Annotated in this window: 16 protein-coding genes; 4 read left to right on the forward strand and 12 right to left on the reverse strand. The window is 62.8% G+C overall.

Annotated features, from left to right (window positions below):
* The first annotated feature begins 150 nt into the window (after positions 1–150).
* A complete protein-coding gene (gene lptF, locus BLV18_RS03330) occupies positions 151–1,269 on the forward strand; it encodes an LPS export ABC transporter permease LptF (protein WP_090356332.1) in 1,119 nt (372 codons plus the stop codon).
* On the forward strand, positions 1,262–2,323 hold the full coding sequence (lptG, locus tag BLV18_RS03335) for an LPS export ABC transporter permease LptG (RefSeq protein ID WP_090356335.1): 1,062 nt from the start codon (positions 1,262–1,264) through the stop codon (positions 2,321–2,323). The genes lptF and lptG overlap by 8 nt, the downstream gene beginning before the upstream one ends.
* A 30-nt stretch (positions 2,324–2,353) precedes the next feature.
* On the opposite strand, the gene BLV18_RS03340 is transcribed toward lptG, so the two are convergent.
* The 12 genes from BLV18_RS03340 to gap all read right to left on the reverse strand — a co-directional run bounded on the left by BLV18_RS03340 (position 2,354) and on the right by gap (position 16,378).
* Positions 2,354–2,848 carry an RDD family protein gene (locus tag BLV18_RS03340; protein ID WP_090356336.1) on the reverse strand — a complete coding sequence of 165 codons (495 nt, stop codon included), beginning with the start codon at positions 2,846–2,848 and terminating at the stop codon, positions 2,354–2,356.
* Positions 2,849–2,943: 95 nt separating this feature from the next.
* Positions 2,944–3,156, reverse strand: coding sequence for a cold-shock protein (locus BLV18_RS03345; RefSeq protein WP_049861833.1), 213 nt, complete (start codon positions 3,154–3,156; stop codon positions 2,944–2,946).
* Positions 3,157–3,577: 421 nt separating this feature from the next.
* On the reverse strand, positions 3,578–4,702 hold the full coding sequence (gene gcvT / locus BLV18_RS03350) for a glycine cleavage system aminomethyltransferase GcvT (protein ID WP_090356337.1): 1,125 nt from the start codon (positions 4,700–4,702) through the stop codon (positions 3,578–3,580).
* Between the two features lie 54 nt (positions 4,703–4,756).
* Entirely contained in the window at positions 4,757–7,618 is a 2,862-nt protein-coding gene (gene gcvP, locus BLV18_RS03355; RefSeq protein WP_090356339.1) for an aminomethyl-transferring glycine dehydrogenase, read from the reverse strand.
* A 9-nt stretch (positions 7,619–7,627) separates the two neighbouring features.
* Positions 7,628–8,005 (reverse strand): glycine cleavage system protein GcvH, encoded by a 378-nt coding sequence (gene gcvH, locus BLV18_RS03360; protein WP_090356341.1) that lies wholly within the window; start codon positions 8,003–8,005, stop codon positions 7,628–7,630.
* 337 nt (positions 8,006–8,342) lie between these two features.
* Positions 8,343–9,851, reverse strand: coding sequence for a transcriptional regulator GcsR (locus BLV18_RS03365; RefSeq protein WP_090356343.1), 1,509 nt, complete (start codon positions 9,849–9,851; stop codon positions 8,343–8,345).
* A 78-nt stretch (positions 9,852–9,929) separates the two neighbouring features.
* Entirely contained in the window at positions 9,930–10,331 is a 402-nt protein-coding gene (locus BLV18_RS03370; RefSeq protein WP_090361984.1) for a YbaN family protein, read from the reverse strand.
* A 20-nt stretch (positions 10,332–10,351) separates the two neighbouring features.
* Positions 10,352–10,969 carry a biliverdin-producing heme oxygenase gene (locus BLV18_RS03375; protein WP_090356345.1) on the reverse strand — a complete coding sequence of 206 codons (618 nt, stop codon included), beginning with the start codon at positions 10,967–10,969 and terminating at the stop codon, positions 10,352–10,354.
* Between the two features lie 113 nt (positions 10,970–11,082).
* A complete protein-coding gene (locus tag BLV18_RS03380) occupies positions 11,083–13,641 on the reverse strand; it encodes a TonB-dependent receptor (RefSeq protein ID WP_090356347.1) in 2,559 nt (852 codons plus the stop codon).
* A 153-nt stretch (positions 13,642–13,794) separates the two neighbouring features.
* Positions 13,795–14,688 carry a FecR family protein gene (locus tag BLV18_RS03385; RefSeq protein ID WP_090356349.1) on the reverse strand — a complete coding sequence of 298 codons (894 nt, stop codon included), beginning with the start codon at positions 14,686–14,688 and terminating at the stop codon, positions 13,795–13,797.
* A 41-nt stretch (positions 14,689–14,729) separates the two neighbouring features.
* Positions 14,730–15,251, reverse strand: a complete 522-nt coding sequence (locus tag BLV18_RS03390; RefSeq protein WP_090356351.1) for an RNA polymerase sigma factor — start codon at positions 15,249–15,251, stop codon at positions 14,730–14,732.
* 125 nt (positions 15,252–15,376) lie between these two features.
* Positions 15,377–16,378: a type I glyceraldehyde-3-phosphate dehydrogenase gene (gene gap, locus BLV18_RS03395; protein WP_090356353.1), complete on the reverse strand. Its 1,002-nt coding sequence runs from the start codon at positions 16,376–16,378 to the stop codon at positions 15,377–15,379.
* 273 nt (positions 16,379–16,651) lie between these two features.
* On the opposite strand from gap, the gene edd reads away from it, so the two are divergent.
* Together edd and BLV18_RS03405 are read left to right on the forward strand one after the other, a co-directional pair.
* Complete coding sequence (gene edd / locus BLV18_RS03400; protein WP_056844959.1) at positions 16,652–18,478, forward strand: phosphogluconate dehydratase; 1,827 nt, start codon at positions 16,652–16,654, stop codon at positions 18,476–18,478.
* Complete coding sequence (locus BLV18_RS03405; protein ID WP_090356355.1) at positions 18,475–19,428, forward strand: glucokinase; 954 nt, start codon at positions 18,475–18,477, stop codon at positions 19,426–19,428. The genes edd and BLV18_RS03405 overlap by 4 nt, the downstream gene beginning before the upstream one ends.
* The last annotated feature ends 41 nt before the right edge of the window (positions 19,429–19,469 follow it).

Genomic DNA, 19,469 nt, shown 5'->3' on the forward strand with positions numbered 1-19,469 from the left:
TCCAATGCCGCTGTTAAGTGACAGGCACAGCCTTTCACAGGATAATGCGGCGACTTTTTTACCTGGCCCGCTCCTGCGGGCCGGCCCCTGTCCTGGCTGCTACGTTCCCCTGTCGGGCTGCCTGCGCGCGACGACCCTGGAGTGTCTGGTTTGATCGTTTTCCGTTATCTGTCCCGTGAGGTCATGATCACAATGAGCGCCGTGAGTGCGGTGCTCCTGGTGATCATCATGAGCGGGCGCTTCATCAAGTACCTGGCCCAGGCGGCGTCAGGGATCCTCGACCCCGGCGTGCTGTTCATGATCATGGGCTTCCGCCTGCCGGGCTTCCTGCAGCTGATCCTGCCGCTGGGCCTGTTTCTGGGCATCCTGCTGGCGTACGGGCGCCTGTACCTGGAAAGCGAGATGACCGTGCTGTCCGCCACCGGCATGAGCCAGCAGCGCCTGCTGGCGATCACCATGGCCCCGGCGGCGCTGGTTGCCCTGCTAGTGGCCTGGCTGAGCCTGAGCCTCGCCCCGCAAGGCGTCGCCCAGGTCGCCACGATCATCAACCAGCAGGACGCCATGACCGAGTTCGACACCCTGGTGCCGGGTCGCTTCCAGGCGTTGCGCGATGGCACGCGGGTCACCTATACCCAGAGCCTCTCGGAAAACCGCGTCGACCTCAGCGGCGTGTTCATCTCCGAGAAGCGCATGTCCCAGGACAAGTCCAAGGATCGTGGCATTTCTGTGCTCGTGGCCGAGAAGGGCCGCCAGGAAGTGCGTGCCGACGGCAACCGCTACCTGATCCTGGAAAACGGCTTCCGTTACGACGGCAATCCGGGAGAAGCCAACTACCGCGCCATCCAGTACGACACCTACGGCGTGCTTCTGCCCAAGCCGGACGTGAGCAGTGACATCACCGATCGCGAAGCCATCCCTACCGGTGAGCTGTGGGGCAGCAATGACCCACGGCCTCGCGCCGAACTGCAGTGGCGCCTGTCGCTGCCCATACTGGTGTTCATCGTGACTCTGATGGCAGTCCCGTTGTCGCGGGTCAATCCGCGCCAGGGCCGCTTCCTCAAATTGCTACCGGCGATCCTTCTGTACATGGCCTATCTGACCCTGCTCATCGCCGCGCGCAGCGCCATGGAAAAAGGCCGGCTGCCCGCAGCCCTCGGCATGTGGTGGGTGCACGCGCTGTTCCTGGCCATCGGCCTGCTGTTGATGTATTGGGAACCCATGAAGCTGGCCCGTGCCAGCCGCCGTGCCAAGGGGGTGACCCATGGTTAAGCTCGATCGCTATATCGGCAAGAGCGTCGCGGTCGCCATTCTGGCCGTGCTGGGGATCATCCTCGGGCTGGCCTCGCTGTTCGCCTTCATCGACGAGATGGGCGACATCAGCGACACCTACACCTTGGTCGATGCCGGCAAGTACGTTGCCCTGACGGCGCCGCGACGGGTCTACGACATGCTGCCGATGGCGGCCCTGATCGGCTGTCTGATCGGCCTCGGCAGCCTGGCCAGCAGCAGCGAACTGACCATCATGCGCGCGGCCGGCGTGTCGGTGGGGCGGATCGTCTGGGCGGTGATGAAGCCCATGCTGGTGTTGATGATCGTGGGCGTGCTGGTGGGTGAATACGTTGCCCCACCTGCAGAAGACAAGGCTCAGGCCGAGCGCTCCCTGGCTCAGGGCAGCGGTGATGCGCAGAGCGGCAAGCACGGCATGTGGCACCGCCAGGGTGACGAATTCATCCACATCAACACGGTGCAGCCACGAGGCCTGCTGTACGGGGTCACCCGTTACCGCTTCGACGACCAGCGCCACATGCTCAGCGCCAGCTTCGCCCGCAAGGCGCAGTACGATGGCGATCATTGGCAGTTGAGCGATGTCACCACCACGCTCTTTCACAGTGATCGCAGCGAAGTGGTCAAGGCTGCTGACGAGCGCTGGGAGGTCTCTCTGACCCCACAGTTGCTCAGCACGGTCATTGTCGCGCCCGAAGCGCTGTCGATTTCAGGTCTGTGGGGCTACATCCACTACCTCGCCGATCAAGGGCTGAACAACGGTCAGTACTGGTTGGCGTTCTGGGTGAAGGTCCTGCAACCGCTGGTCACGGCAGCGCTGGTGTTGATGGCCATCTCGTTCATCTTCGGTCCGTTGCGCTCGGTCACTCTGGGCCAGCGCGTGTTCACCGGCGTGCTGGTGGGCTTCGTGTTCCGCATCGCCCAGGACCTGCTCGGGCCATCGAGCCTGGTATTCGGCTTCCCACCGCTGCTGGCGGTGGTGCTGCCTGCGGCGATCTGCGCCGTGGCAGGGATCTGGCTGTTGCGACGCGCCGGTTAGCGCAAGCACAGCCATGCAGAAAACCGGCCCTCAGTGGCCGGTTTTTCGTTGGGCCATCCGCACTACCTGGCTGCGCGATCCCAGATCGTGCCAGGTGCGCTGGCGTCGATCGAACAGCATCCACCACCAGCCGATCCCCAGGCATAGCCACGACAACATCGCCAGGACAAACCGCAGCGCCGCCTGGCCCAGGCCAAGCGGGCTACCGTCGGCACTTTGCACGCGGATACCCCAGGCCTGCATGCCCAGGGTCTGCCCGGCACGGGTCCAGAAACAGGCGAAGAAGGCGAACGACAGGCTCGCCAGCAGCAGTGAAAGCCATCGGTCATGATCCAAGGCGCCTGCCTCGGACAGGGCGCGCAGGTGAGCTTCGCCGTACCAGAGCATTTGTCCCAGCTTGTACAGCGCGGTGGCGACCATCAGCAGGGCTACTAACAGGATCATATCGTAGGCTGCCGCAGCCAGGCGACGAGTCAAGGTTGCCGGCGTCGGCTGCCGTATAGCGTTTACGGCATCGGGTGCCATCGAGAATCCTTGGAAGGGGAGGCAGTCGGCGCTTGTCGAGCGGCCACAAAAAAGCCCCAGGCTATCAGCGCTGGGGCTTTTGGGCGACGCTCGAATCAAGCCTCGGCTTGAACCTCGTCAGCCTGCAGGCCTTTCTGGCCCTGTACGGATACGAAGGTGACCTTTTGGCCTTCCTTCAGGCTCTTGAAGCCGTTGCCTTGAATGGCGCGGAAGTGAACGAACAGGTCTGGACCGCTTTCAGGCGTAATGAAACCGAAACCTTTTTCGTCGTTGAACCACTTGACGGTACCGCTTTGACGATTCGACATAGCTTAATTTCCTTGAAACCTAGAAGTATTAACAGCGTCTTTCACATGAAAGAGTACTGGGCTGATTTGCAGGAAAGTTAAGAGACGTCGAACGGGTTGTAGCAGTCATCAGCGCTACTGCCCAGGTCACGATCCAAGCGACCCATGCAAACACAGTGGAGAAACTTTACGCTAACTTCAGCGCGAAAAACAAGCCCTCGCAACCGTCACGTTCAGACCTTTTTGTGCCGCATTTCAGGCCCTGTTCGGGGCGTTGCCCCAAGTTCGTGCACAAGGGTGCATGCACTTGACGTCATTGAGTTAAAACAACGGAAACAGTGCAATAAGGTGTGTTGGAACTATGACGCTTTAGCTTCGCGTCATAGTTTTTATCTACCAGAAGCGGCTGTTAGCCACAGTGCATCGATGCGCCAGGTTGCACTCAGCCCCGATAATATCGTTGCGGCACGAACGGCATCTTTGCAACTTTCATGGGCACGGGCTTGCCACGCACGATGGCACTGAGCGTGGTGTCCAGCGTCGCTGCGCTGGCCTCCACATAGCCCATGGCAACCGGAGCATCCAGGGTCGGGCCGAAACCGCCACTGCAGACGCGACCGACTTCAACACCTTCGGCATTCAGGATGGGAGCACCCTCGCGTACGGGTGTGCGTTCCTGAGGCAGCAGGCCGACGCGCTTGCGTGCAACACCTTCGCGCTGCTGCGCGAAGATGATCTCGTCACCCGGGAAACCTCCGGCACGGGCACCATCGGCGCGGCGCGTTTTGGAAATGGCCCAGAGCAAGCTGGCCTCGATCGGTGACGTATCGCTGTCCATGTCATGGCCGTACAGACACAGGCCTGCTTCGAGTCGCAGCGAATCCCGTGCGCCCAGGCCAATGGGTTCCACTTCGGGCTCGGCCAGCAACGCGCGCGCCAAGGCTTCGGCCTGGGCGTTCGGCACGGAAATCTCGAAACCGTCCTCGCCGGTGTAGCCCGAGCGACTCACGTAGCAGTCCACGCCGAGCAGCTTGACGCTGGCGAATTGCATGAACGTCATCTGCGCGACTTCCGGGGCCAGACGTGCCAGCACCGTGACCGCGGCCGGACCCTGAAGCGCCAGCAGCGCACGTGAATCGAACAGGGCTTCGATCGTGCAACGGCCGCTCAGATGCTGTTGCAGGTGGGCCAGGTCCTGGTCCTTGCAGGCAGCGTTGACGACCAGCATCAAGGTGTCGTTACCCAGGTTCGCCACCATCAGGTCGTCGAGAATGCCGCCCTGTTCGTTGGTGAACAGCGCATAGCGCTGCATGCCCACCGGCAGGTCGATGATGTCCACCGGTACCAGCGTTTCAAGGGCCTTGGCGGCGTCGGCGCCGGTCAGGCGAATCTGGCCCATGTGCGACACATCGAACAGGCCGGCCTGGGCCCGGGTGTGTCGATGTTCTTTCATGACGCCCAGTGGGTACTGCACCGGCATGTCGTAGCCGGCGAAGGGCACCATGCGCGCGCCCAGTTCCAGGTGCAGCGCATGCAGCGGGGTTGTTTGCAGGGGGGTATCGGACATAGTCATTCCTTGCGCAGCAGGGCGCGCGGCAATCAAGGCCGCGCGCCGCCGTCATCACGCTTGCTGATAGGCTTCGATGGAAGGGCAGGCACACACCAAGTTGCGGTCGCCGAAAACGTTGTCGACTCGGCCAACGGGTGGCCAGTACTTGTTTTCCAGCAGGGTCGGCAGCGGGTAGACCGCTTGTTCACGACTGTAGGCGTGGGTCCATTCGCCGACCAGCTCGGCGGCCGTGTGCGGCGCATTCTTCAGCGGGTTGTCGTCGCGATCCAGACGGCCTTCCTCGACCGCACGAATTTCTTCGCGGATCTGGATCATGGCGTTGCAGAAGCGGTCGAGTTCTTCCATCGATTCGCTTTCGGTCGGCTCGATCATCAACGTGCCCGCCACCGGGAACGACATGGTCGGGGCGTGGAAGCCGAAGTCGATCAGGCGCTTGGCGACGTCGTCGACGCTGATGCCGCTGCTGTCCTTGAGCGGACGCACGTCGAGGATGCACTCGTGAGCCACCAGGCCGTTGCTGCCGGCGTACAGAATCGGGTAGTGCTGCTCCAGGCGCCGGGCGATGTAGTTGGCGTTGAGGATGGCCACCTGGGAGGCGCGCTTGAGGCCGTCGCCGCCCATCATGCGGATGTACATCCAGGTGATCGGCAGGATGCTGGCGCTGCCGAACGGCGCTGCACAGACTGCGCCTTCCTTGCGTTCCAGGGCCGCATGGCCGGGCAGGAACGGAGCCAGGTGCGCCTTGACGCCGATCGGGCCGACACCCGGACCGCCACCGCCATGGGGAATGCAGAAGGTCTTGTGCAGGTTCAGGTGGGACACGTCGCCGCCGAACTTGCCCGGCGCGCACAGGCCCACCATGGCATTCATGTTGGCGCCATCGATGTACACCTGGCCACCGTGGGCATGGATGATCGCGCAGATCTCGCGGATACCTTCCTCGAACACGCCATGGGTGGACGGGTAGGTGATCATCAGGGCTGCCAGCTTGTCGCTGTGCTCGATGGCCTTGGCGCGCAGGTCTTCGATGTCGACGTTGCCGCGCGCGTCGCAGGCGGTGACCACCACGCGCATCCCGGCCATGTGCGCCGTGGCCGGATTGGTGCCGTGGGCCGAAGACGGAATCAGGCAGATGTCGCGATGCGCTTCGCCACGGCTCTGGTGATAGGCGCGAATGGCCAGCAGCCCGGCGTACTCACCCTGGGAACCGGCGTTGGGCTGCAGGGACACGGAGTCGTAACCGGTGGCGGCGCACAGCATGCTCTCCAGCTCATCGGTCAGCAGTTGATAGCCCTGGCTCTGCGCAGCCGGTGCGAAAGGGTGCAACTGGCCGAATTCGGCCCAGGTCACCGGGATCATCTCGCTGGCGGCGTTGAGCTTCATGGTGCAGGAGCCCAGCGGGATCATGGTGCGATCCAGGGCCAGGTCCTTGTCGGCCAGGCGGCGCAGATAGCGCATCAGCTCGGTTTCCGAGTGATAGCGGTTGAAGACCGGATGTTGCAGGATCGCCGACTGACGCAGCAGGGCTTCAGGCAGTTGATCGGCGACTTCGTCGGCCAGGGTCTGGAAGGTCACCTGGGTGCTTTCGTTGTGGAACAGCGTAAACAGTGCTTCCACATCGGCCTGGCGGGTGGTCTCGTCCAGCGAGATACCCACGCGCTCGGCATCGACCTCGCGCAAGTTGATACCCGCGGCACGGGCCTGCTCATGCAGGCGCTCGGTGGAGTTGCCCGTGGCGAGGGTGAGTGTGTCGAAGAAGTGCTGCTGCTCGACGCGCACGCCCAGTTGCGTCAGGCCGCGCGCCAGGATGGCGGTCAGCTGGTGGGTGCGCCGAGCGATCTGGATCAGGCCGGCCGGGCCGTGGTAGACCGCGTACATGCTGGCGATGTTGGCCAGCAGGACCTGCGCCGTGCAGATGTTGCTGGTCGCCTTCTCGCGGCGGATATGCTGCTCGCGGGTCTGCATGGCCAGGCGCAGGGCGCTCTTGCCGTGGCGGTCCACGGACACACCGACCAGACGGCCCGGCATGTCACGCTTGAAGCTGTCGCGGGTGGAAAAGTACGCCGCATGGGGGCCGCCGAAACCCAACGGCACACCAAAACGCTGGGCGCTGCCGATGGCCACGTCGGCACCGAATTCACCCGGCGGGCTGAGCAGCGTCAAGGCCAGCAGGTCCGCGGCCACCGCCACCAGAGCGTTGCCGGTGTGGAAGCGCTCGACCAGTTCGCGGTAATCGAAAATGTCGCCGTTGCTGGCGGGGTACTGCAGCAGTGCGCCAAAGAAGCCGTCGGTGTCGGCGAGCTCGTGCTCGTCGCCGATGACCACCTCGATACCCAAGGGCTCGGCGCGGGTGATCAGTACGGCCAGGGTCTGCGGGTGGCAGTGGCTGGAGGCGAAGAAGCGCTGGCTGCCCTTGTTCTTGCTCAGGCGTTTGCAGAAGGTCATGGCTTCGGCAGCCGCGGTCGCTTCGTCGAGCAGCGAGGCATTGGCGATGGGCAAGCCGGTCAGGTCGCTGATCAAGGTCTGGAAGTTCAGCAGCGCTTCCAGGCGGCCTTGGGAGATTTCCGGCTGATACGGCGTGTAGGCGGTGTACCACGCAGGGTTTTCCAGCAGGTTGCGCAGAATCGGCGCTGGCGTGTGGGTGTTGTAATAGCCCTGACCGATGTAGTTCTTGAACAGTTGGTTCTGCTGGGCAATGGCCTTGATGGCGGCCAAGGCATCGGCTTCGCTCTGCCCGGCAGACAGACCAAGCACACTAGTGCCCTTGATGCTTTCGGGGATGACGCTGGCGCTCAGCGCGTCCAGGTTCTCGTAGCCGAGAAAATCGAGCATGGCCTGCTCGTCGGCAGGGCCGGGGCCGATGTGGCGAGCGATGAATTCGTTGTCGGTGTGCAGTGCAATGGCGCGAGTCATGGTCGATCCTCAGCCTTGGGCGGCGATCAGGTTGTCGTAGGCGGGCTGGTCGAGCAAGGCGTGAACCTGGCCGAGGTCATCGGGGATGAAGCGGAAGAACCAGCCCTGTGCCAGCGGGTCCTGATTGACCAGTTCCGGGGCGGCATCGAGCGCTGCGTTGACCTCGACGATCTCGCCGTCGAGCGGCATGTTGATGCTGCTGGCAGCCTTCACCGATTCCAGCACCGAAACCTCGGCATCGCGCGCGTGGTGGGCCAGCTCGGGCAACTGCACGAACACGACATCGCCCAAGGCGTTCTGGGCGAAAGGGGTGATGCCGACTGTGACGCTGCCGTCGGCTTCGAGGCGTAGCCATTCGTGTTCGACGGTGAAACGCAACTCGCTCATGGAAACTCCGCAATGATTTGGGGTTCAGCAATGGCGGTTACGTAGCAAGATGGTTGCCAGATTTCTCAAAGCCACACACTTCAAGGCCTTCAGGCAGATGACCCACGTCCAGCAGCAGAGTGGCTGTAACGAAAACGCTACGCACCGCCCTGGTCCATTCCCCGCGACAACCCCTGTAGCCGCGGCGCAAGCCGCGTCGGCGGCCAACGCGGTCTGTTGAGTACACCTCGGTGAGCCCGGACGCGGCTTGCGCTGCTGCTACAGAGCGCATCAGGCAAGAGTGTATTGGATTGCGTACGGTGTATTGGAATCGATACAGCGCAGTCCGTGTCACTTGTCAGGATGCGCCACCGATACCGTATTTGCGTAACCGGTTGGCAATGGCCGTATGTGACGTCTGCAGACGACTGGCCAATTGGCGGCTCGACGGGTAGCTGGGGTACAGCTTTTCCAGCAGCGCTTTTTCGTAGGCACCCACCGCCTGCTCCAGGCTGACCACCTCACTGTCGTTGCGGTGGGTCACGCGGGTACCGGCAATATCCAGATCGCCGATATCCACCGTATTGCTTTCGCAGACGGCAGCGGCGCGAAAGATCACGTTCTGCAACTGCCGGACATTGCCCGGCCAGCGGTTGCCCAGCAAGGCAGGATAAGTGTTCGCTGTCAGTCGGCACATCGGCCGCTGAATCTGGGTGCAGGCCTGCTGCATGAAATAACGCGCCAGCAACAGGATGTCCTCCCCGCGCTCGCGCAGCGGCGGCACATTCAGGTTGAGCACGTTGAGGCGGTAGAACAAGTCTTCCCGAAACGCCCCTTCGGCCACCATCTGCTCCAGATTGCGGTGGGTGGCGCTGAGGATGCGCACATTGACCTTGACCTCGCGGTCGCCGCCGACCCGGCGGAAACTGCCATCGTTGAGAAAACGCAGCAGCTTGGCTTGCAGGTAAGGCGACATTTCCCCGATTTCGTCGAGGAACACCGTGCCCTGGTGGGCCAACTCCATCAGCCCCGGCTTGCCGCCTCGCTGAGCACCCGTGAAGGCGCCGGGGGCGTAGCCGAACAGCTCGCTCTCGGCGAGGTTCTCCGGCAGCGCGGCACAATTGAGGGCCAGGAACGGCGCCCCGTGGCGCGCGCTGACGGCATGGCAGGCACGTGCCACCAGTTCCTTGCCGGTGCCCGTTTCGCCCTGGATCAATAAAGGCGCATCCAGGGCCGCGACGCGCTGCGCCCGAGCTTTCAGCGCACGAATGGGTGCAGAGTCACCCAGCAGCGAATCGAATCCCTCGGCATGGTCGTGGTGCAGGGCGGCCAGCCGTTCACCCATGCGGTTGGGCGGGTACAGCGTCAGCAAGGCACCTGCGTCGGTGATGGGTGTGGCATCGAGCAGCAGCGTCTGGCCATTCAGGTTGACCTCGCGCAGCGGCAGTCGGAACCCCTGTTCCAACAGAGAACCGAGCAGGGCCGGATCGGCGAACAGATCGCCCACCGACTGCCCGGCCGGCTCGCGACCATACAGCTCGACCAAGGCCGGGTTGGCCAGCAGAACATTGCCGGCACTGTCCAGCGCCAGCACTGGATCGGCCATGGCAGCCAGCAGAGCTTCGAGCTGCAGATGCCGGCGCTGTCCGGGCAGAATGTCGACCACACGCACGTCTTCCACGCCCTTTACCCGGAACAGGGCATCGTGCAGCTCTTCCAGGACCAGCGGGCTGAGCGTCGGTGCATCGATGTAGACGTTGGGTGGGACCATCTCGACGGCATCGAGGTTGAGATTGCGAGCGCCAAGCAATGCCAGCACTTCCTGGGTGATGCCGACACGGTCGATGAAGCTGACGTGGATACGCATGGGTTTCGTGCATTCTGGACAGCGGAGGCAGGCAGTATGCCTTGCCATGGCTCAAAGCTGTAGGGCCGAGGCTGTGGGTCAGCGCTCGGCAGTGACGCGTTCGGGTCGCGACCAGATCCACAGGTTGACCAGCACCATGCCCGCGATGGCGGCGTAGACCGGCCAGTGTTGCTTGAGGGTGAACCACATCACCAGCGAGCAGATCACCATGCTGACGGTGGCGCTGACCTTGGTCCGGCGGGTGATCACCTTGCCATTGCGCCAGTTGTGCAGCATGGGGCCGAACAGCTTGTGGTTCTCCAGCCAGGCGCTGAGCCGCGGCGAGCTTTTGGTTGCCGCCCACGCGGCCAGCAGGATGAACTCGGTGGTGGGCAACCCCGGCACCACGATCGCGATCAGCCCGATGATCAGGCTGGTATAGGCGAGCAGGCCGTAAAGCACGCGGGCCATCTTTGAGGGGAGCGGGCGAGGGTTGTCCATGAGTTCCATACAGTCGGGTTTCAAGCCGGCGCCGTGTCCCGATGATCGGCGTAGGTGTGTTGCAGCAGCACCTGCAAGCGCGCGAACGCGTCGTTGGCCGCCTGGTCGGCTTCCGCTTCTTCGCTCGGGCTGAAGGGCAGGGCATCGAAAATTGCGTTGAAGGCTTTCCAGCCCCTGCCGCGTCCGCCTTCGGGTTCGGCCAGATGACGAGCACCGAAACTCTCCGTGTAGCCCAGGGCGTTGGCCCGCTTGATCAGGATAGCGGCGCCGAGTTTAGACCCTTCGGAGACACGAATCCAGGTCAGCGCCGTCGCCCGGCTGGGCTCGCTGAGGGCGCCCGGAACAGGTTGCGGAATGGCCACGCCCAGATCGATCAGGTCGGCCTTGGCCGCCTCTGCGCGGCAGCGCCCGGGCAGGTCGGGAAACAAGGCGATCAGGGCGGGATCGTTGTACAGGTGCTGCAGCTCCGACTGGAACAGGTACTGCATCTGAAGAAAACGCGCATAGCTTTCCGGCGTATCGAAGGGGGCGTAGCGGGCCACGGTATTTTCCAGGCTGTCGTGCAACGCCTGGCTGATCGCGCGCAAGCGGGCGGAGCGCAGTGGGGCGTGGTCCTGAGTGTGCTCGGTGACGGTCATTGCGAATTCCTTGAAAAATGCGGTGCTGTGTAGACGAGACGAATCGACTCACAGCGGACCGTAAAAAAATCCCACCACAGGGGCAGCGGTTATCTGCCCCTACAGTGCCATTATCAGATGTCCCAAACCAGATTGATCGCGAAATTACGACCGGGAGCCGTGAGACGGTCGAGGTTGGCGGGTGATGTCACCGCCGCTTCGCCCACCCCGTCATAACTGCGTACGTCGTCCCATAGCCAGTATTTCTTGTCGGTGAGGTTGTACAGGCCGGCGTTGACGGTGACGTCGTCGGTGACCTTGTAGTAACCGGCCAGGTCGAGGATGCCGAAACCAGGCGTTTTGAACACGCCGCTGCCGTCTGGCGACTTGAACGCGCTGCTGTCCACTCGGTTCTGCCGCTTGACCAGTGTCCAGCTGAGCAGGCCGCCGTACTGCTGCTGCTCGTAACCCAGTCCGAAGACACCTTTGAGCGGATTGACGCTGTTGATCGGTTGGCCGTTGTCTTCGTTCTTGCCATGGGCGTAGGCGATGGCGCCCTGGCTGTAGAGACCTTGCGGTGCGCCGAAGCTGTCCAGGTTCAAGCGGCCCTTGAGCTCGACGCCCTTGATGGTGGCGTGCTTGATATTGTTGCTTTGGAACACCGCGGACGTCGCCCCGGGGGTGACCGCATCTTCGTTGATGAAGTCACGATACTGGTTGTAGAACACCGCGATGTCGAAAGTGCCGGCTTCGAATGTGCCGCGCAGACCGGTTTCATAGCTTCTGCTTTTCTCTGGATCCAGGTCAGGATTGGGCTGGACCGTATAGCCGGCGCCCAGGTTTTCGAAGCGACCGTACAGCGCCTTGGCCGAGGGCGTGCGGAAGCCTTCGGCATACTGCCCGTACCAAGTGTAGTGGTCATCGAAGTCGTAGGTCACGCCCAGCTTGGGCGACAACCGGTGCCAGTTCCGCTCGCTGTCGGTCACGGTGTATTCACCTGTGGGGTTGACCGTGCGCAGGAATTCATCGGTCAGGCGGGGCTTGAGCTGGGTGTAGTCATAGCGCGCGCTGGGCAGAAAGGTCCACTGGTTCCAGCGGATCTCGTCCTGGGCGAACAGGCTGTAGGTGTTGATGGTCGGGTCGGGGAAGTCGCTGGACTTGACCAGGCGATCGGTCGAACTGTCGGCGCCGATGGAGCGGCAGCTGCCCATCACGGTCAGGCAGGTCCCGTAGCCGCTGCGCGAGCCGGTGACCTTCTGCTGACGGATGTTCGTGCCGTAGGTCAGCAGGTGATCGGTTTGTCCCACCTGAAAGGCTTTGTCCAATTGCAGGTCGAACACCCACTGGCGCTCTTTGTACAGGGTGTCACGCGCTCGCAGCACATCGCGTGCGCGCGGAACCACATAGTGCTCTTCGGTGTGCTGGTCGGTCTTGGCGATCTGGTAGTTCAGGCTCCACTTGATGTGATCGGCCACGACGCTGTCCAGGCCGAAGTCGTGGTTCAAGCCGAAGCGCTCCCGGGTGACCGTGTCATTGCCACCGCGCGATCGATAGAAATTCAGCGGGCTGCCATTGGCATACGGGCCGCCATAGGCGCTTTTCAGGTCGACATCACGGTCGTCCTTGTACTTTTCATAGGTGAGCCCGAACCGAGCGTCGTCGGCGTAGTTCCAGCCCAGCTTGGCCAGAACGTTGGTGGAGCGTACATCCTTGGGGTCGGCTGCGGTGCGGCTCAGGCCGGTAGTGTTGTGATCTGCGTGGGACTCGGTTTCATGCCCGTTGCGCTGGCTCACATGCAGCAGGGCGTCGAGGTCACCGGTACGGCCGGCCACGGTGGCCGAGTTCAGCCAGCTCTCGTCTGCCGAGCTGTAGCCGGTCTTCAGGCGCGCGCCGATGTCCTTGCCTGGTTTGATGATGTCTTCCGGGTCCAGGGTGTAGTAGCTGACCACCCCACCGATGGCACTGCTGCCGTACAGCGACGACGCCGGCCCGCGCAGGATTTCCACGCGCTTGACGATTTCCGGGTCGACATAGTTGCGCTCGGTTTGCGCGTAGGGGCCGTTGAAGAAGCTGTCCGGCACTTCGACGCCATCGACCTGGGTGAGGATGCGGTCGCCATCGATGCCGCGAATGTTGTAGCCGGTGATGCCACTGCGCAGACCGGTGCCGCCCGCGGAAACGCCCGGTTCGTAGCGCACCACATCCTGAATCGTGTTGACGTTGTCACGGTCCAGCTGCATGCGGCCCTGCACGCTGACGGTGCTTGGTACGCTGTCGGCGCTCTGTTCCTGGCGGGTGGCACTGACGGTCATCTGCTGCAGGGCGATCACGGCACCCGGCGGACTGCGCTCGAGCACGACATTGTTGGCGCTGATTTTCCGGTAGCGCAGCGATGTGCCCGCGAGCAGGCGATCCAGTGCCTGTTCCGGCGTCAGGTTGCCACGTGCGCCGGGTGAGACAACGTCCCGAGCGAGCTCTGCGGGCAGTCCGACTTGCCATCCCGTCGTGGTGCTGAAGCCGTTCAAGGCCAATGTCAGAGGTTGCTGGGCGATGCTGAAGGAGTGACTGACGCTGTTACGGGCGCTGCTTGGTGTCGGCTCTGCAGCGCTGCCCACGGCAGGCACGGCGGCCAGCAGCAGGGCAGCGGCGAGCACCGAGTGGTGGAACGTTGGACGAGTGAAACCTGTGGGCATCGAAAGCGCTCCCTGTCGCGTGTCGTTATAGTGTCGCTGATTCGAATGCGAATCAGTTGCATTGGCTATGACTAGACGGATGGGGAAGCGCTACAGCGTAAAAATAGTTATGCAGGTTATGCAGGGTGTTGGTTCATGGCACTGACGTGTCCGTCAGTTCAGGATGACCAGCGCCGGAAACTCCCGCACCTGTGCCGACGTCACTTGGGCCAGCGAGCGAACGACATCGAGCGGATTGTCCAGGCGGTAATTGCCGGTCACCGCCACCTGCTCGAGCTTCTTGTCGGTGTTGATGATCCACCCCGGGTAATAGCGCCGCAGTTCGGCGAGCACCTCGCCCATGGGGCAGTTCTCGAAGATCAGCCGGCCCTGGACCCAGGCCAGATCCTTCTGCGGATCGAGCCGCTCGCGCGTGCCGAACCCCTTGGGGCCGATGCGGATACTGTCTCCGGCGTTCAGGCGGACCTTCTCGTCATGGCTGGCGCTGAGGTCGACGTTGCCGCGCTGCACTCGCACTTGCGCCTGGCCATCGTGGTAGCTCACGGCGAAGGCGCTGTCGAGCACATCGGCACGCACCGGGCCGGCTCGCACCTGCAACGGTTGTTGGCGGCTGGGCGGCACCTCGAAAAACGCTTCGCCTTCGTACAGGCGCGCGTTGCGTTGGCGGGTGTCGATTCGGCTGGAAAAGGCCGAATCGGTGTTGAGCAGCACCTTGGAGCCGTCCTCCAGTTCCAGGTGCTGGCGTTCGCCGACCTGGGTCAGATGAGCGGCCTGTACGCGCAGCGGCAGCTGGGGGAAATTGAGTACACCGACCACCAGCATCGCGGCTGTGGCGAGAGGTTTCCAATGCCGCCGCCACGCCGGCGTTCGGCGCTGCGTTTGCATGGCCACGGCGGCGTCCTGCACCGGCGCCCCGTGCCACACGGCGCGGGCTTGCTCGAACGCAGCGGCATGTTCGGGGTCGGCCAGCAGCCAGGTCTCGAATGCCCTCTGCTCGGCGGGGTCGGCGCAGGGCTGAACGATCAGCCAATCGATGGCTTGCTCCATGACGGGCGTCAATGGCGCCTGTTCTGGTGAATGCTGCCGGTTCACGGGTGTTGCTCCAGGCGCTGTGCGACGCCGATGCAGATCGCCATGATCAATTTCAATTCCTTCTGTATGGTGCTTGCCGAGACGTGCAGTTCCTCGGCAATTTCCACATAACTGCTGCCATGCACTCGGCTCAATATGAAAATGCGCTGCTGGCGCGGCGTCAGTCGGCCAAGGCTCAGGGTCAGCCTGGCCAGCAGGCGCTCGGCATGAGCCGCCTCATCTGGAGTGCTGCTCACTGCTGCAATGCTTTGTAGCACGTCGAGGGGCACATCTTCGACCATGGTCCGCTCCTGCACCCGCCGTGAGCGCAGATAATCCAGTGCCAGATTGCGCGCTGTCTGGAACACGAAAGGTTCGAGATGCTCGATGGGGCGCTCGCCCAGGGCACGGTTGACCCTCAGGTAGGTTTCCTGAAGCAGGTCTTCGGCGGTGCTGGGGTTGCGTACCATGCGCTGAAGGGTGCGCAGCAGACTCAAGCGTTGGGAGAGGAAAACGGAATTGAAGCGTGATTGACTCACGGAAGTGCCCGACCGGAAAGCAGCAGATGATAATGCTTCTCATCTGCTCATCTAGTCAAGTCGCGATCTTTGCAGGAGGTATCGCGGCTGGAGACGGCATCAACCATATCCAGCCGCTATGGGGCTTACTTGGCGTTGATCAGCGCCAGGCAGTTGTCCAGCATGCGATTCGAGAAGCCCCACTCGTTGTCGTACCAGGCCATGACCTTGACCAGCTTGCCGTTGACCTTGGTGTGGTTGGCATCGAAGATCGACGACAGCGGGTTGTGGTTGAAGTCGGTGGAAACCAGCGGCAGGGTGTTGTAACCCAGCACCTTGGACTGCTCGGCGGCCGCCTGCATCAGCGCATTGATTTCGTCACGGCTGACTTGGCGCGACAGGTTCAGGGTCAGGTCGACCAGCGATACGTTGATCACCGGGACGCGTACCGCCATGCCGGTCAGTTTGCCGGCAAGTTCGGGCAGCACCAGGCCTACTGCCTCGGCAGCACCGGTCTTGCTGGGGATCATCGACTGGGTGGCCGAGCGCGCGCGGTAGGGGTCGCTGTGGTACACGTCGATCAGGTTCTGGTCGTTGGTGTAGGCATGGATCGTGGTCATCAAACCCTGCTCGATGCCCAGTTCGCGGTGCAGTACCTGGGCAACCGGCGCCAGGCAGTTGGTGGTGCACGAGGCGTTGGAGATCACCTCGTGGGACTGGCGCAGCACTTCATGGTTGACGCCATAGACCACCGTGGCGTCGGCGCCCTTGGCCGGGGCCGAGATGATCACCTTGCGCGCGCCAGCGGTCAGATGCGCCGCAGCCTTCTCACGGTCGGTGAACAGGCCGGTGCATTCGAACACCACGTCGATGTTCTCGGCCTTCCACGGCAGCTCGGCCGGGTTGCGGATGGCGCTCACCGAAATGCGATCGCCATTGACCGTCAGGCCTTCCTTGTCGTGCTCCACCGTGCCGTCGAAGGTGCCATGCACCGTGTCGTACTTGAGCAGGTGGGCGTTGATCGCGCTGTCGCCCAGGTCGTTGATGGCGACGACTTGCAGGTCCTGGCGGTAGCCTTGGGTATAGAGTGCCCGCAGGACGTTGCGGCCGATGCGGCCAAAACCGTTGATAGCTATACGAATGGTCATGAGTGATTCCTGTAATCAGATTGGGTGATTCCCCTTGGATCAGGTCCGGGCAAGCAGGTCACGTAATCTGTTTTGTTGTTGGAATTACAAGATTATTCGCATAGAAATAGAAAACAAGCCTTTTTAGTGGCAATATTTTGTTCTATCTACAACGAGTGACCGGTACAACCCTTCCTTCACATCGATTCTGCCTGCAGGGCTTTGAGCCCTGGCACAGGTCGTAGTTCGGACAGAGTGTTGCAGAGGTCGCCCCCAAAGCCTGGAGTTCTTCACATGCATCCCCGCGTCCTTGAGGTCACCCAACGGCTGATCGCGCGTAGCCAAGCTACCCGCGAGCACTACCTGCAACTGATCGACAGCGCTGCCAGCGACGGCCCCATGCGGGGCAAGCTGCAGTGTGCGAACTTTGCCCATGGAGTAGCGGGGTGCGGCACCGAAGACAAGCACCAACTGCGCATGATGAACGCGACCAACATCGCAATTGTTTCGTCATATAACGACATGCTCTCGGCGCATCAGCCCTACGAAACCTACCCCGAGCAGCTCAAGCAAGCCCTGCGTGAAATCGGCTCGGTCGGCCAGTTCGCCGGCGGCGTGCCGGCCATGTGCGATGGCGTGACCCAGGGTGAGCCCGGCATGGAGCTGAGCCTGGCCAGCCGCGAAACCATTGCGCTGTCCACAGCCGTGGCGCTGTCGCACAACATGTTCGACGGTGCGCTGATGCTCGGCATCTGCGACAAGATCGTGCCGGGCTTGATGATGGGGGCCCTGCGTTTTGGCCATCTGCCCATGATCTTCGTCCCCGGCGGACCGATGCCGTCGGGCATTTCCAACAAGGAAAAGGCCGATGTCCGGCAGCGCTATGCCGAGGGCAAGGCCAGCCGTGAGGAATTGCTCGAATCGGAGATGAAGTCCTACCACAGTCCGGGCACCTGCACCTTCTATGGCACGGCCAACACCAATCAGTTGCTCATGGAGGTGCTGGGCCTGCATTTGCCGGGCGCCTCGTTCGTCAACCCCAATACGCCGCTGCGCGACGCGCTGACCCATGAAGCGGCTCATCAGGTGACGCGCCTGACCAAAGCCAATGGCGAGTTCACGCCCATTGGCCGCATCGTCGATGAAAAGTCACTGGTGAATTCGATCGTCGCCCTGCACGCCACGGGTGGTTCGACCAACCACACGCTGCACATGCCGGCGATCGCCATGGCAGCAGGCATCATCCTGACCTGGCAGGACATGGCCGACCTTTCCGAGGTCGTGCCCACCCTGTCCAACGTCTACCCGAACGGCAAGGCCGACATCAACCATTTCCAGGCCGCTGGCGGCATGGCGTTCTTGATTCGCGAGCTGCTCGGTGCAGGCCTGTTGCACGAGGATGTCAACACCGTGGCTGGCCATGGCCTGAGCCGCTATACCCGCGAGCCGTTTCTGGAAGACGGCCGGCTGGTCTGGCGCGAAGGGCCTGTGGCGAGCCTCGACGAGAGCATTCTGCGCCCGGTGGCACGCCCGTTTTCGGCCGAGGGCGGATTGCGCGTGATGGAAGGCAACCTGGGCCGTGGCGTCATGAAAGTGTCTGCTGTGGCTCTGGAGAATCAGGTGGTAGAAGCGCCTTGCCGCGTGTTCCAGGACCAGCAGGAACTGGCCGACGCGTTCAAGGCCGGCGAACTGGAAAAGGATTTCGTCGCCGTCATGCGCTTCCAGGGGCCGCGCTCCAACGGCATGCCGGAACTGCACAAGATGACGCCGTTTCTCGGCGTGCTGCAGGACCGCGGCTTCAAGGTCGCGCTGGTCACCGACGGTCGCATGTCCGGCGCGTCCGGCAAGATTCCCGCCGCGATTCACGTCAGCCCCGAAGCGGCCAGTGGCGGACCGTTGGCCTTGGTGCGCGATGGCGATATCATCCGGGTCGACGGTGTCGAAGGTACCTTGCAGGTGCGCGTCGATGCCCAGACGCTGGCCAGCCGCACCCCGGCGGTCGGCACCTTGGCCAATGGCGTAGGTTGCGGGCGTGAACTGTTCGGGTTCATGCGCCAGGCCTTCAGCTCGGCCGAGCAAGGCGCCAGTGCCTTCACTTCGGGGTTGGAGATTTTGCGATGACACTCGCCCTCATTGGCGATATTGGCGGTACCAACGCACGTTTCGCCATCTGGGAGAATGACGCATTGCATTCGGTCCGGGTCTTCGCGACGGCGGACTACACCAGCCCCGAGCACGCAATCGGCGTGTACATGGCCGACCTCAAACTGCAAAAAGGCGATATCGGCGCCGCGTGCCTGGCGGTGGCCGGCCCGGTGGACGGTGACGAATTTCGCTTCACCAACAGCCATTGGCGCCTGAGCCGCAAGGCGTTCTGCCAGACTTTGCAGGTGGGCCACCTGCTGCTGATCAACGATTTCACGGCCATGGCCTTGGGCATGACCCGCCTGCAGCCCGACGAGTATCAGCTGGTGTGCGAAGGGGAGGCCGACCCTGCACGTCCGGCCGTGGTCATCGGTCCGGGCACCGGCCTGGGCGTGGGCACCTTGATCGGCCTGCGCAACGGCTGGATGGCGCTGCCGGGAGAGGGCGGCCATGTCGACCTGCCCGTCGGCAGCCCCCGCGAAGCTCAACTGCGGGCGCACATCGAAGCACAGATCGGTCACGTCAGTGCCGAAACGATTCTGAGCGGTGGCGGCTTGTTGAGGTTGTATCAAACTGTGTGCGAAGTGGACGGCCACGAACCATCCTGCGACTCACCTGCGCAAGTCACCGAAGCCGGTCTGGCCGGCGATCCCGTCGCCCGCGAAACCCTGGAGCAATTCTGTCGCTTTCTCGGCCGAGTGGCGGGCAACAATGTGCTGACCGTGGGCGGTCGCGGCGGTGTGTACATCGTCGGCGGCGTGATCCCGCGCTTCCTGGATATCTTCATGCAGAGCGGTTTCGCCGAGAGCTTCGCCGACAAGGGCTGCATGAGCGATTACTTCAAGGGCATTCCCGTGTGGGTGGTCACGGCCGAGTTCTCCGGACTGCTGGGCGCTGGCGTGGCCTTGCAACAGGCGCAAGCTTGAGCGTTTAATCAGCCCTTGAAAAAAGCCGGGCGTATCGACCC

It is taken from the genome of Pseudomonas coleopterorum (assembly GCF_900105555.1).
Classification (GTDB): Bacteria; Pseudomonadota; Gammaproteobacteria; order Pseudomonadales; family Pseudomonadaceae; genus Aquipseudomonas; species Aquipseudomonas coleopterorum.